Source organism: Rheinheimera salexigens (genome assembly GCF_001752395.1).
Classification (GTDB): Bacteria; Pseudomonadota; Gammaproteobacteria; order Enterobacterales; family Alteromonadaceae; genus Alishewanella; species Alishewanella salexigens.
Map to the genome: position 1 here is coordinate 3,128,215 of NZ_MKEK01000001.1, position 14,255 is coordinate 3,142,469.

The window sequence follows — 14,255 nt, forward strand, 5'->3', positions numbered from 1 at the left end:
ACTAGCGGTACCGCCTCTGAAGCTCAGGTGGTTTTTTTCGTAATTTCTTTGCCCTCTTACTCATGCTGCCTTTTTTGTACCGGCACGGTTTTAAACTTTTAAAAACTCAGCGCTGGTATTTGCACTTAGCTCGGTCTTTAACCGGCATCATTTCCATGTATTGCTTTTTCTATGTCCTCGCCAGAATGCCGTTAGCCCAAGGCATGTTAGTGCTGTTAATCTCGCCTTTTATTGTGCCAATAATTGCTTATTTTTGGCTTAAAGAGCGACCGAGTCGATTAACCTTATTTAGTATTGGCTTAGGCTTTGTCGGCGTGGTATTTGCACTACCGGTGATAAATGATGATGTCACTGCTATCGTTTTGCTTGCCTTAGTCTCAGCATTTTTGGTCGCCGTAACTAAAACTACCATCCGTTATATGTCAGATACCGAACCGGCAGTGCGCATTGTGTTTTATTTTTCATTATTAACTGCACTGATGTCAGTAATACCCCTACCCTTTTATTGGCAACCCTTAACCGATACTGTTTGGTATGCTTTTACGGCGATGGGTGTTTTAGCGGCCATTGGCCAATTGGCTATGACTAAGGCGTATGCTATTGCTCCTGCTAGTGATATTGGCATTTGGACTTATAGCAGTGTTATTTTTGCTGGCTTTTTTGGCTATATTTTTTGGCAAGAGCCGGTGACAATGAGTTGGTTATTAGGTGTCATTATTATTTTTTATGCCGGTTATATTAGTACTCGGCAACGATTACTTTAAATACAGTCTGCGCTAGCGCTGGTAACACTGCGCTGAACAAGCTAAAATATTCACCATTTTTCCAAGCAACATTACAGGTAACAACGCACAATGGGCAAAAAACTGCACATTAAAACTTGGGGCTGTCAGATGAACGAATATGACTCATCTAAAATGGCAGATCTCTTAGATGCAACACACGGCTATATTCTGACTGACGAAGCAGAAGATGCGGATATTATATTACTCAATACCTGCTCCATCCGTGAGAAAGCACAGGAGAAGGTATTCCACCAGTTAGGACGTTGGCGGCCGCTAAAAGAAAAAAATCCAAACCTCATTATTGGTGTTGGTGGTTGCGTTGCCTCACAGGAAGGTGCCGCTATTCGTCAACGCGCGCCTTACGTTGATATAGTGTTTGGCCCGCAAACCTTGCACCGTTTACCGGAAATGATCAATTCGGTTAAAGGCTCAAAATCAGCGGTAGTCGATGTCTCTTTTCCAGAAATCGAGAAATTTGATCGCCTACCACAACCAAAAGCCGATGGTGTTACTGCTTTTGTTTCTATAATGGAAGGCTGCTCAAAATACTGTACTTTTTGCGTGGTACCTTACACCCGTGGAGAAGAAGTCAGTCGGCCATTGGATGATGTCTTATTTGAAATCGCGCAATTAGCAGACCAAGGTGTGCGTGAAGTTAACTTACTTGGCCAGAACGTTAACGGTTACCGTGGCGCCACACACGACGGTAAAATTTGTCATTTTTCTGAACTGCTGCGCTTAGTCGCGGCGATAGATGGTATTGATCGCATTCGCTATACTACATCGCACCCAGTTGAATTTACCGATGATATTATTGAAGTGTATCGTGATGTGCCTGAGTTAGTTGATCATTTGCATTTGCCAGTACAATCGGGCTCAGATCGCATCTTAAACTTAATGAAACGCGGCCACACAGCAATTGAATATAAATCACAAATCCGTAAACTTAAAAAAATACGGCCAAATTTAAGCATGTCATCAGACTTTATTATTGGTTTTCCTGGTGAAGATGAGACTGATTTTGCTGCGACCATGGATTTAATCCAAGCCATTGATTTTGATATGAGCTTTAGTTTTATTTATAGCGCCAGACCTGGCACGCCAGCGGCTGATTTACCAGATGACGTAACAGAAGCTGCGAAAAAGCAGCGTTTATATATATTACAAGATCGGATAAATCAGCAAGCACTGAAAATTGCTCGTAACATGCTGGGCTCAGTGCAACGCGTGCTAGTTGAAGGGCCTTCTAAAAAGAATATTATGGAATTAACCGGTCGTACTGAAAATAACCGCGTGGTTAACTTTGAAGGTTCACCGAAAATGATTGGCCAACTGGTAGATGTGAAAATTACCGATGTCTTTAGCAACTCATTACGTGGCGATTTTATCCGCTCTGAAGCGGAAATGGGCTTACGTCGCGATACTCCACCTAAGCAAATATTAGCTAGACAAAAAGCTATGACTGATGCGACCAATGAGCTTGGTGTTGCCACCTTCATACCTTAATTTATACTTTAACTTAATGAGGAACAGCCTGTGCTGTTCCGTTTATTGTTTGAGAGTAAACTTTGACCCAAACTAACCATAGCGCTGAATTAACTTTAACACCTGCTGATAATCAGCGATTAACGTCATTATGTGGTCCTTTTGACGATAATTTAAAACATATTGAACGACGCTTATTGGTGCAAATTAGTTATCGTGATAACCATATTAAAGTCACTGGCCCTGCAGATAATACTGAAGCGGCAATCGATATTTTACAGCAACTGTATGCGCAAACTGCGTTACTAAAGCAAACAGCTTTAACACCAGAACAGGTACATTTAACTATCAACGAAAATTACGATATTAGCTATCAACAACAAACAGCTGAACCGTGCCATTTTAGTTTGAAAACTAAAAAAGGTTTAATTAAACCGCGCAATCCTAACCAAGCTCAGTATGTCAGCAATGTTTTATCGCACGATGTCTGTTTTGGTATTGGCCCTGCCGGCACCGGTAAAACCTATTTAGCCGTAGCGTGCGCAGTAGATGCCTTAGAGCGTGATATGGTTAAACGAATTATTTTAACCCGACCTGCTGTGGAGGCCGGTGAAAAACTCGGTTTTTTACCCGGTGATTTAGCCCAAAAAGTTGATCCTTATTTACGGCCGTTATACGACGCTTTATTTGAAATGCTTGGTTTTGAAAAAGTAGAGAAGCTATTAGAGCGCGGTATTATTGAAATTGCGCCGTTAGCTTATATGCGTGGCCGCACCTTAAATGACGCCTTTATTATTCTTGATGAAGGCCAAAATACCACGATGGAACAAATGAAAATGTTCTTAACTCGGATTGGTTTTAGTTCAAAAGCCGTGATCACGGGTGATATTACCCAAGTTGACTTACCGCGAGGCCAATATTCAGGCTTAAAACATGCCATAGATGTTTTAGCGGATATTAATGATATTAGTCTTAATTATTTTAATGCCAAAGATGTGGTTCGCCATCCTGTTGTGCAAAGCATTGTTATGGCCTATGAAGCGCATGAAGCCGCTAAGCTGGCTAATGCTGAAGGCAGTAAAGTTTAATGTCTATTATACTAGACCTACAACTGGCAACAGCACAAGAAGACTTGCCTACGCAAGCAGATATTCAATTATGGCTGCAAACCGCTATACAGCCGTTTCAGCAACACGCTGAAGTGACGGTACGTATTGTTGATAATGCAGAAAGCCAACAATTAAATCTGCAATATCGCGGTAAAGATAAACCGACGAATGTTCTGAGTTTTCCTTTCCAGTGTCCTCCTGGGATCGAATTGTCTTTATTAGGCGATTTAGTGATCAGTGCCCCTGTCGTGGCAGCCGAAGCTAGTGAGCAAGGTAAAAGCTTAACAGCACACTGGGCGCATATGATCATTCATGGCAGCTTGCATTTACTTGGCTTTGACCATATAAATGATACTGAAGCAGAAGAAATGGAAGCAGAAGAAATCCTGCTACTGCAACAACTTGGCTTTACTAATCCCTATTTGTTGGATAATGAATAGTTTCTTTTACTTTTTTGGAGCACCAGTTCACTGATGAGTGACGACAACCCCCACTCTAGTCGCGGTTCTGCCGGTAAATCTTGGCTAGATCGAATTGCTAGTATTTTTTCCGCAGAACCTCAAGATATTTCAGATTTACAAGATATTATTGCTGAAGCCGAAGTTCGCAATTTAATTGATAATGATACCAAGGGCATGCTCGACGGTGTGCTAGATGTCTCTAGTATGCGCGCTCGTGACATTATGATCCCGCGTTCACAAATGGCTACTGTAGATATTGACCATACCATAGAGCAATTACTGCCTATCTTAATGGAAAACAACCACAGCCGTTATCCCATCGTTAATGAAGATAAAGACCATATTGAAGGTATTTTGCTGGTAAAAGATATTCTTCAGTACACTTTAGATCCAACTAAAGCCGAATGGAACTTACGCGATTTACTGCGCCCTGCGGTAATCATTCCTGAAAGTAAACGGGTTGATGCCCTGCTCAAAGAGTTTCGGCAAAAACGTTATCATATGGCAATTGTTGTAGACGAATATGGTGGCGTATCGGGCTTAGTCACCATTGAAGATATTTTAGAACAAATTGTCGGTGAAATAGAAGACGAGCACGATTTAGAAGAAGAGCATGACATTAAACGTATGGCGTCTCACGTGTTTAAAGTTAGCGCTTTAACGCCAGTAGATGAATTTAATGAATCTTTTCAAACCAGCTTTGATGAAGAAGATGCCGATACCATCGGCGGCATAGTGCTACATGCATTTGGTCATATGCCAGAAAAAGGCGAAAGTATTCAACTGCGAGGGTTAACCTTTAAAGTTAGCAAATCAAATAGCCGTCGTTTAGTGCAATTACAAGTGACTTGCGCTAAAGATAATAGTCCTGCTGAGGAAGAATAATCGCTTTGTTAAAACTTAACACCGCTGTAATCGGTTGCTTGTTATTGGCACTTAGTGGCGGTTTAAACACCTTAGCTTTTGCGCCTTATACCTTGTGGTGGTTGCCCATCTTTAGCTTGGCGCTCTTGGTATACTTTATCCAACGCGCGACTAGCCCACGCCAAGCCTGTTTATATGGTTTTAGTTATGGCTTAGGATGGTTTGGAGTTGGTATAAGCTGGGTCCATGTCAGCATTGCTGATTTTGGGGGATTACCGCTAATTGCTAGCTTAAGTTTAATGTTGCTATTAGTCAGCTATTTAGCGCTTTTCCCTGCTTTTGCTGCATGGTTAACCTTACGCTTAAAGCAGCCTAAGTATATGCCATTATTATTTGCTGCCAGTTGGACGTTAGCCGAGTGGTTACGCAGTTGGCTGCTTACAGGCTTTCCATGGTTATCGCTTGGTTATAGTCAAACTAGTGCTGGTTTACAGCATTATGCCCCCCTTATTGGCGAAACCGGCATTAGCTTTTTATTAGCCTTTGCTGCTGCCGCTTTAGCCCAAGCTTTTACTTTACAAGCTGTATTCGCTCGCTATAGCTATATTGTTATAGCTGGCATTATTTTTATACTAAGCCCATTTTTACAACCGTTTAAAGGCTGGCAAAATACGGCAGAGTCAGTGTCGGTGTTACTGGTGCAAGGCAATATCAAACAAGCTTTACGCTGGGAGCCCGATCAAGAATGGCCCACTATGCTAAAGTATTTAGATTTAACTCGGCCCCATTTTCAAGCTGATATTGTTATCTGGCCTGAGGCTGCCATTCCAAAACTAGAACCTTTAGCTGACGCCTTTCTGGATAATTTAAACCAAGCCGCGCTATATCAAAATACGGCTGTCATTAGCGGCATTCTCGATTACAACGCTAAAACAGGCGAAGCTTGGAATAATTTAATCGTGTTAGGTAAAAAAACTAAACACGCTAAAGAAGGTGATTATCACTATGGCCATGCTAATCGTTATAGCAAACATCACTTATTACCCATAGGTGAATTTGTGCCGTTTGAAAGCTGGCTGCGCACCTTGGCACCTATTTTTGATCTACCCATGAGTTCGTTTAGTCGGGGTGCTTATGTTCAACCCAACTTAGAAGCCAATGGTCATCATTTTTTACCGGCTATTTGTTTTGAAATCGCTTTTCCGCAACAAATTGCTGCCAATTTTACTTCAGACACTGAAATACTTTTAACCGTGAGCAATGATGCATGGTTTGGCGATAGCATAGGCCCGCAGCAGCACTTACAAATAGCGCAAATGCGCGCCTTAGAGTTTGGTCGTCCGTTATTACGGGCTACTAATACCGGTGTTACCGCTACCATCAATGCTAGCGGGCAATTACAGCAACGAGCCCCCCAGTTTAGTGCCACTGTGATTAAAGATAATATTCAGCTAACCTCCGGCATGACCCCGTATCAAGTATGGCGTGACTGGCCGTTACGCATTAGTTGTATGGCAATATTTATTGTTATTCTATTCAGTCGCAGGCGGCACCGTGACTTGTTAACAACTCAGACTAAATAGACTAAGCTAAACTAAGCTAGATTAAGTAAGTATTACTTTATCGTCTCGGAGTGTGTAATGACGCTACTGCATAATATTAGTAAAACCTTACAACGGCGACGTAATATTACTTGGCATTCCATGGGTTACGATACCCATGTTCGGCCAGAAACGGCGGCTGATTGGGCTAATGTCGCAGCGTTAACACGAACGGTATTTAATACCCCTGATGAAGCGCTGCTCAACGACGCTTTGCGCCAGCAGACCCAAGACTATATTGCCTTAGTTGCCGAGCAACATGGTAATATTGTCGGGCATATTATGTTTTCACCGGTGCAACTTGAAAACGCTAAGCAGATAAAAATGATGGCACTAGCACCTATGGTAGTGTCAAAAGTGTTACAACAGCATGGTATAGGCTCTGCGCTGGTTCGTGCTGGATTAGAAACCTGCTTTCAACACAAGGTTGATGCTGTCGTAGTTTTAGGCCATGCCAGTTACTATCCTAAATTTGGCTTTATTCCGGCCAGTAACTTTGCTATTAGCTGCCCTTGGCAAGTACCCGATGAAGTGTTTATGTTATTAGAGTTAACCCCGGATGCCATGAAAAATGCCAGCGGTAAAGTGCAATACTTGCCGGCATTTGCACAGATTTAAGGCTGGGCATTTAAACCCTCGCTACACTTGTATCAGCATAGCTAGGGTTTAATCGGCTTAGCTAATTAATCGTCTAAGCTACCATTAACAATTTCAGCTATTTCTTCTAAACGCGCTAATACTTTACCGTTAACCGATCTTTTTGGATATTGACCCCGTTTATTCGCCACGCCAACATCCAGCCCAGTTAAGAGCGCCAAAGCTTCATCTACTGTTTTCACCACATATATATGAAACTGCTGCTGTTGAACGGCTGTAATCACATCATCGTTAAGGACTAAATTAATTTGATTACTGGCTGGGATAATCACCCCTTGCTCACCACTTAAGCCCCGGCTTTGGCATAACCGAAAATAGCCTTCAATTTTTTCATTCACGCCGCCAATAGCTTGCACTTGACCATGTTGATTGATTGAGCCGGTAATCGCTAAGCTTTGTTTTAACGGGATATCAGTAATGGCCGACAGCAACACACAGATTTCAGCTAAAGCCGCACTATCGCCATCAATATGACCGTACGACTGTTCCATGGCGATATTAGCCGATAAGGTAAGCGGGAAATTTCGAGCATATTTTGCACCTAAATAACCGGTTAGCAGTAATACTCCTTTAGAGTGAATAGCTTTACCTAACTCAACTTCACGCTCAATATCGACCACACCGCTAGAGCCCGCAAACACAGTAGCGCTAATTCGAGCAGGGGTACCAAAAGCGGTATCGCCAATCTCTAATACCGTTAAGCCGTTAACCTTACCCACAGCAACATCCGAGGTGTCTATTAAGATTTGGCCTTCTTGGATATCCTCTAAAAAGCCCTCGCTGATACGGCCAGTTCGGTATTGTTTACCCTTCAGGGCTTGCAGCACATGCTCGGCGGTTAAGATTTGGTCTTGCTGTTGATTGGCATAAAAACAGGCTTCTCGCACCAGCTCTAAGACATCGGCAAAGCGAGCCGATAACTTGTGTTGATGCTCAGCTTGGCGAAAGCTAAAGTTAAGTAACTGCGTTAAGCCACCGCTGCTAAGCTCAGCAATATTTAATTGCTGCATTTGCTGTTTAATTTGCAGCGTCATATTACTGACTGTTTGCTCAGTAAAAGGCAGATAATGTTCAAAATCGGCGAGTACCCGAAATAACTCATTAAACTCTTCATCAACATCTTGGATTAAATAATATAAATCTCGTGAGCCAAGCAATACCACTTTTACGTTTAATGGAATGGGTTTTGGTGTAATGATGGTCGAATTAGTTACCGCATGATCACTAAGGGTATCAATTAGCAGTTCACCCGACTTTAATGCCTGCTTTAACGCATCCCAAACCGCGGGTTGGGTTAGCAACCTGTCAGCATCAAGAATAAGATAACCGCCATTGGCCTTATGCAAGGTACCGGGGCGAATCATTCGTGAGTTGGTATAAAGCGAGTTCCCAGCTGAGCTGTATTCCACTCGACCAAATAAATTGCCATAGCTTGGGTTAGGTTCAAATATAATTGGCGCACCCGACATTTGCTCAAAGTGAACTAAAACATTGGGCACAAATTCTTCGATAAAAAACTCTCGATTATCGCCTTCTTCTTGTTTTTCAGCGTCTGAATCATCCGGTAAGAACTCTAACACCGCTTTGACTAAATGGCTGCGCATCTCTCTAATATAACGCTGCACACCAAGCTGAGCACTGTAATCATGCTCTAATTGCTTTAGCATCGGCTTAATCGCTTGCTCTATGGTGTCTTTGCGTAAATCACGTTGTTGCTCAGATAAATCTCGCTTCCACTTCGGCAATTCTAATAATTGTTCATGCAGGGTAATTTCTAATTCGGTTACCATGTCATAAAAGTGCTGCCGCTGTTGTTCAGATAAATTAGCCGCTTCTTGGTCAATAACCGGCTTACCGTCAATAATGGGCGAAAAACCAACAGCACCATTATCTTCAACTAATAATACCTGTTTGGTTAATGCTTCTTTTTCTACCAGTGCAATGGCTTTATCATATTTTTGATCAAAGTCACGCGCGATGGCTTTTTTCTTGCGCTGAAAACCCGGGTTATCAAAGGCGGCAGGAAAGGTATCTAATAAGTCATCAATTAACGCTTCTAGCTTTTTAACCAGCTTTTTACCCTCGCCAGGCGATAAGCGTAAAATACCGGGCACCCGTTCATCATCAAAATTATTTAAATAGCACCACTCATCAGGCGTGGGCTTTTGCTCTGCAGCTTGCTTTAAAACATCTTCAACTAAGGTGAAGCGACCTAACGCAGGCTCACCCATGACATACAGATTATAACCTGGCATATCCATGCCAATTGCAAAACCCAGTGCTGTCTTAGCACGATCTTGGCCAATAAAACTGGCTTTTAGCTGCTGATGGGCTAACGCCTGAGTAATTAGTTGTTGCTCAAATTGTGGCGCCAGCTGTGCAGGTGACAGTGACAAAGGGTGTACAGTGTTGGTCATGTAGTGCCTTAGCGTTAACTGCTTTTCTAACCACTATACTACCAAAAACTGCTGCCACTGTGCTGGGCTATTTCAGCAAATGATTAAAGAATTGATATTAAAGGTCGATATAGAGGGTATCTGGCCTGACTAATAATGAGTTGTCATGAGCGAAACTAATCGTTTACAAAAAATACGCAACCTTGGCGTACGCTTACAAGAGTTAGATTTAGTTGCCTTGGCGCCCAATAAATCTTATGCATCAACCGCATTAAATTTTTTATTTGCTGTGCATAAATTAGATCGCCCTGTAGGTGTTCCCCTTGAGCATACTTTACGTACGTTAGGCCAAGCCATTATTGCCAGTCGTAAAGTCCATTTTAGTAACTTAGATGCCGATGCTGTGATTGACTTTTTTTGTCGTGAATATCGGGTACATTAAATAAAACTTTTACTTTGTTGAAATATCTTCCTGCCTAAACCGTTCTTATGATCCTGAAGCCGTTGACTACATTTTAGGATGATTATGCCTGCATTTAATTTATTAGTTTCCGATATATCACTGACAAATGTAAGTCCGCGTTGGCATAGCTGCAGTTTCAGCTATGGCCGTATTTTAAGCTCTAACTCGCAAGGTTAATCGGTAAAATAGATGACGAACGACAGCAAAACATGTTCTTTGTACTTAAATACCGTTACGCTAGGCACTATTAATAACCCTGCGCAGAAAATTAGTATGTCAGCTTCAGATTATGTCGCCGCTAAAAAAGCTAAATTAGCCGCGGTGTTAGGTATTAAAAGCACTAGTCGTCAACGTTATGAATTGTTAGTTAAACAATATCATACCGATTTATATCGCTATGCTTACTGGTTATGTAAAGATCCCGACATCACTAAAGATATCGTGCAGGAAACTTACCTACGCGCATGGAAAAGCTTAGATAGTTTATTAGATCCTAAGGCTGCTAAAGCCTGGTTATTTACCATTCTAAGACGTGAGAATGCACGACGCTTTGAACGTAAGCAGTTTGATTATGATTACGATGCAGAACAAGACAATTTAATCGATACAACACAAGTCAGTGCAGCACAAACTTATGATAACGAAAAGTTAAGAGCGCAAATTGCCTTATTACCATTGGATTATCGCGAACCCTTAATACTGCAAGTATTAGCGGGTTTTAGCAGTGATGAAATTGCCGAACTGCTAAATTTGAATGTGAACACCGTGAACACCCGCTTATTTCGTGCCCGCAATAAATTGCGTAGCCTACTTTCTAACGCTTACTCTGGGGAGAATGGCCATGAATAATACTGAGCTACGTCAGCAGCTTAAACAATTAGTCTTGCAAGACCCTAGTATTGAAAGTCCTGAGGTTAATGCCTTAATACAACAAGATGCTGAATTTAAGCAATTTGTGTCTCAAGTCCGCCAACAACAGCAGCAACTTGAGCAAGCATTACGCATAACCGCCCCAACAGAACTCGCTAGCGAATTATTGCAACTAGCCAATAAAAGCAAAGCCAAGACGCCTTGGTTAATAAATTTAGCCGTGGCCGCGTCTTTAGCGTTAGTGTCGATATTAAGTGTGGTTGTTTATACTAACTATCAGCACGAGGATATGGCCAGTCATGTGTTAGCCCATGTCCATGAAGAAGCCAACTTTGTTGATAGTCATTTAGTGCAGCAGCCTTTAACCGAGGTCAATACTAAACTTGCTAGCTTTAATATTAGCTTACAAGATTGGGCCGAAGAGATTATATATGCCCGCTTTTGCACCTTTAAAGGCGTCCGTTCTCTTCATTTAGCCATAAGAACCGACACCGGTTACGCGACTGTATTTATTGTGCCTAAAGATAGCCAGCTAGATTTAATTGCTAATTTTTCGGATACCGATTATCAAGGCTTAAGCTTTGCTATGGCACAAGCGAATTTGGTTATTGTTAGCCGCGAGCCAGCCGATCTAAATGTGTTACCGCAAAAATTACTGGCTAATTTACGCGTGAGTGCTTAATGCGTCAGCATTAAGCCCGCGACGCCTAGGGCAAAACCTAATACCGTGCCCAGTGGCGGGCCCCAATGTTTATCTAATTTTATTTGCGGCGCCATATCTTGAAATACCGAATACAAAATGCCGCCAGCAGCAAAAAGCACCATAGCGCTAATAATATGCGCTGAATTTGCCAACCAGTAATGACCGATTAAAGCTGCTATGGGCCCTAATAGAGCCATTGCCGCAAACACAATAATAACGGTACGACGTCGATAACTACTTGCTGCCGTTAACTCTCTAAAAGCATTAAAGCCCTCAGGTAAGTTTTGTAGCGCGATTAGTCCAGCCAATAACATAGCGGTACTTCTGTCAACAACAAAAGCCGCACCCAGTGCAATAGATTCAGGAATAAAGTCGGCCAACATTGCCGCTAATTGACTCGCCGGAGTATCAATTTTTTTTAGCAACATATCTAACAGCATAAAGCCGACACCACCGGCACAAAACCACAACAATGCCGGTATCATTGTTTGGTGCTCAATACCTTCTGGCACCAGCACTAATGCCACGGCAGATAACAATGCGCCGGCGCCAAAAGCCAGCACCGAGTGGCGTAACTCTTGGGCTAACCATTGCCGATGAATATGCTCTACCGCAGCAATACTGGCACCTAACGACATGGTTAAGCCCGCCGCTAGCGTTATCACTATTAAGCTGACAACATCGCTCATATTTACTCCTGAATTAACGAAGCTATTCTAAATCATGACTAAACTGCTGTTAAATTACAACTAAGCTACACCTTAACTACACCTCAACGACGCCTAAACTATAAAAGGTCACGCTAATTTTGGTGCATCATAATGATCTGGCTCATCACTATAAATACAGACATTCCAATCTGCCACTAAGCCATCAGCTGCAGCACAGTATTTAGCAAAAAACTGTTTAATTTCTTCACGTTGGCAATGGGCTTCAAAACTAGCCATATCCGCCCATATTTCATTAAATGCAATTGGAAAGCTAGTACCTGTGGCAAATGAGCTGCTTATTTGCCGAGTAACGCGATATTGCAAGCAACCGTCTTCACGCACAGTATTGGGCTCTAAACTTTGTAACACTTGAAATAACGCCGCTTCTTGGCCAGGTTTAGGTAGAAATTGGGCAATGCAGTACACTTTTTTAGACATTTTATGCTCCATACTAAATAACCGCCTGCTATCAACAGGCGGTTATTTTATGTTTTAAATTACTTAATCAAATACTTACTCAAATACTTAATCAACTACTTAGTGAATTAAATATTCAGTGCTTTAGCACCGTTTATTTGCCGCCACTTACTATTAGAAATAAATCTGCATTTAGCCATAAGTGCGTGGCCACACTGGCGGCATAACCTAGTAAAATAACTGGTGCCCACTTTAAATGGCCAACAAAGGTATAATAGCCACGCGCTTGGCCCATTAACGCAACACCCGCTGCCGAGCCTATGGATAATAAGCTACCACCAACACCAGCCGTTAAGGTAATCAGTAACCACTGACCATGCGACATAACAGGCTCCATTGTTAATACCGCAAACATCACCGGTATATTATCTACCACCGACGACATTAATCCCAAAACGACGTTGGCAAAGGTTGCATTACCGCTACCATATAACGTTGTTGACAATAACTCTAGATAACCAAGATAACCTAAGCCGCCTACGCACATTACCACGCCGTAGAAAAACAATAAGGTATCCCACTCGGCACGTGCCACTCGACTAAAGACATCAAACGGCACAATATGGCCTAATGAGCGGATGCGCTCTTCATCCCCCACCCGTTCGGCCATCGCCCGCTTGCGAGCCAATGAACCTGGCAAGGTAACCCGCAGAAAATAACCAAAAAATTGCAAATAACCTAAGCCTGTCATCATACCTAAGACGGGCGGTAATCCTAACCATGAGTGACACACTACGGCAGAGGCGATGGTAAATAAGAATAAGGTCAAAATTCGTAGCGCACCGCGCTTTAACTCGACATCTTCTTGCAGCGCCGCCGGGAAACGGTTCTCGACAAAGAAGCTCATTATGATAGCCGGCACCAAGTAGTTAATCACCGACGGGATAAATAAACTTAAAAATTCGTGAAAGGTCACAATACCTGCTTGCCAGACCATTAGGGTGGTAATATCGCCAAAGGGAATAAAAGCGCCGCCGGCATTCGCCGCAATAACAATATTGACACAGGTCAGGTTAATAAAGCGCTTATCGCCTTCGGCTACCTTCATCACCACAGCGCACATTAACATTGCGGTGGTCATATTGTTGGCAAAAGAAGAGATAACAAAGGCTAAGACACCACTGATCCAAAATAAACTACGATAGCTAAAGCCTTTACGAATCATCCAAGCGCGCAAGGCATCAAATAACCGTCTCTCTTCCAACGCATTGATGTAGGTCATGGCTACCAGCAAAAAAAGCATTAACTCAGAGAATTCTAACAAGGTTTCGCGAAAGGCTACTGCAGCAACTCCAGGTAAGCCAGCCTGCATATACTTCCAGGCAATTAGCACCCAGATAATACCTGCGGCAACTAACACCGGTTTCGATTTTCGTAAGTGGATTTTTTCTTCGGCCATAACCAGCATGTAAGCGAAGAAAAACACGGCTAAAGATGACAGACCAATAACAGAGGTAGTTAGATTTAAACTTCCAGTTGCAGCGAACGCTGCAGGAGAAAACACCATACACAGCAGCAAGTACAGCCAATACTGTTTCACAAAGTTATCCTTAAGTTAAAAAAAAGACGTCCGACAAAGTCGAACGCCTATTATAAAACATCTAAGTTAGAATACTTAAGTAAATTAGGTCAATTAGAATAAACATTCTAATTATGGACAATTTTGTTATCGCA

14 protein-coding genes are annotated in these 14,255 nt (G+C 42.4%); 10 read left to right on the forward strand and 4 right to left on the reverse strand.

All coding sequences use genetic code 11. The features are described from left to right. Window positions 1-62 precede the first annotated feature (62 nt). From BI198_RS14410 to BI198_RS14440, 7 genes are all read left to right on the forward strand, one after another. Window positions 63-764 (forward strand): DMT family transporter, encoded by a 702-nt coding sequence (locus tag BI198_RS14410; RefSeq protein ID WP_235605352.1) that lies wholly within the window; start codon window positions 63-65, stop codon window positions 762-764. Window positions 765-854: 90 nt separating this feature from the next. Next, the gene (gene miaB / locus BI198_RS14415) at window positions 855-2,291 is read left to right on the forward strand and encodes a tRNA (N6-isopentenyl adenosine(37)-C2)-methylthiotransferase MiaB (protein ID WP_070050181.1); all 1,437 of its coding nucleotides are present in this window, start codon (window positions 855-857) and stop codon (window positions 2,289-2,291) included. A 62-nt stretch (window positions 2,292-2,353) separates the two neighbouring features. After that, window positions 2,354-3,358, forward strand: coding sequence for a PhoH family protein (locus tag BI198_RS14420; protein WP_070050182.1), 1,005 nt, complete (start codon window positions 2,354-2,356; stop codon window positions 3,356-3,358). Then, window positions 3,358-3,819 (forward strand): rRNA maturation RNase YbeY, encoded by a 462-nt coding sequence (gene ybeY, locus BI198_RS14425; RefSeq protein ID WP_070050183.1) that lies wholly within the window; start codon window positions 3,358-3,360, stop codon window positions 3,817-3,819. The genes BI198_RS14420 and ybeY overlap by 1 nt, the downstream gene beginning before the upstream one ends. Window positions 3,820-3,852: 33 nt before the next feature. Continuing rightward, window positions 3,853-4,725, forward strand: a complete 873-nt coding sequence (locus BI198_RS14430; protein ID WP_070050184.1) for an HlyC/CorC family transporter — start codon at window positions 3,853-3,855, stop codon at window positions 4,723-4,725. A gap of 5 nt (window positions 4,726-4,730) precedes the next feature. Further along, window positions 4,731-6,287 (forward strand): apolipoprotein N-acyltransferase, encoded by a 1,557-nt coding sequence (lnt, locus tag BI198_RS14435; protein ID WP_201243515.1) that lies wholly within the window; start codon window positions 4,731-4,733, stop codon window positions 6,285-6,287. Between the two features lie 57 nt (window positions 6,288-6,344). Further along, window positions 6,345-6,923, forward strand: coding sequence for a GNAT family N-acetyltransferase (locus BI198_RS14440; protein ID WP_083256637.1), 579 nt, complete (start codon window positions 6,345-6,347; stop codon window positions 6,921-6,923). A gap of 65 nt (window positions 6,924-6,988) precedes the next feature. On the opposite strand, the gene BI198_RS14445 is transcribed toward BI198_RS14440, so the two are convergent. Further along, on the reverse strand, window positions 6,989-9,379 hold the full coding sequence (locus BI198_RS14445; protein ID WP_070050185.1) for a Lon protease family protein: 2,391 nt from the start codon (window positions 9,377-9,379) through the stop codon (window positions 6,989-6,991). Between the two features lie 145 nt (window positions 9,380-9,524). Here BI198_RS14445 and BI198_RS14450 point away from each other — a divergent pair, with 145 nt between their 5' ends. From BI198_RS14450 to BI198_RS14460, 3 genes are all read left to right on the forward strand, one after another. Continuing rightward, window positions 9,525-9,800: a hypothetical protein gene (locus BI198_RS14450; RefSeq protein ID WP_070050186.1), complete on the forward strand. Its 276-nt coding sequence runs from the start codon at window positions 9,525-9,527 to the stop codon at window positions 9,798-9,800. A 210-nt stretch (window positions 9,801-10,010) separates the two neighbouring features. After that, window positions 10,011-10,670, forward strand: a complete 660-nt coding sequence (locus BI198_RS14455) for a sigma-70 family RNA polymerase sigma factor (RefSeq protein ID WP_235605353.1) — start codon at window positions 10,011-10,013, stop codon at window positions 10,668-10,670. Then, on the forward strand, window positions 10,663-11,373 hold the full coding sequence (locus tag BI198_RS14460) for a DUF3379 family protein (RefSeq protein ID WP_070050187.1): 711 nt from the start codon (window positions 10,663-10,665) through the stop codon (window positions 11,371-11,373). Before BI198_RS14455 ends, BI198_RS14460 begins: the two co-directional genes overlap by 8 nt. Here BI198_RS14460 and BI198_RS14465 read toward each other — a convergent pair. The 3 genes from BI198_RS14465 to nhaD all read right to left on the reverse strand — a co-directional run bounded on the left by BI198_RS14465 (window position 11,370) and on the right by nhaD (window position 14,088). Then, a complete protein-coding gene (locus tag BI198_RS14465) occupies window positions 11,370-12,083 on the reverse strand; it encodes a ZIP family metal transporter (RefSeq protein ID WP_070050188.1) in 714 nt (237 codons plus the stop codon). The two genes, BI198_RS14460 and BI198_RS14465, sit on opposite strands and share 4 nt — an antisense overlap. Window positions 12,084-12,191: 108 nt before the next feature. Then, window positions 12,192-12,542 (reverse strand): putative quinol monooxygenase, encoded by a 351-nt coding sequence (locus tag BI198_RS14470; protein ID WP_070050938.1) that lies wholly within the window; start codon window positions 12,540-12,542, stop codon window positions 12,192-12,194. A gap of 133 nt (window positions 12,543-12,675) precedes the next feature. Beyond that, window positions 12,676-14,088 carry a sodium:proton antiporter NhaD gene (nhaD, locus tag BI198_RS14475; protein WP_070050941.1) on the reverse strand — a complete coding sequence of 471 codons (1,413 nt, stop codon included), beginning with the start codon at window positions 14,086-14,088 and terminating at the stop codon, window positions 12,676-12,678. Window positions 14,089-14,255 lie beyond the last annotated feature (167 nt).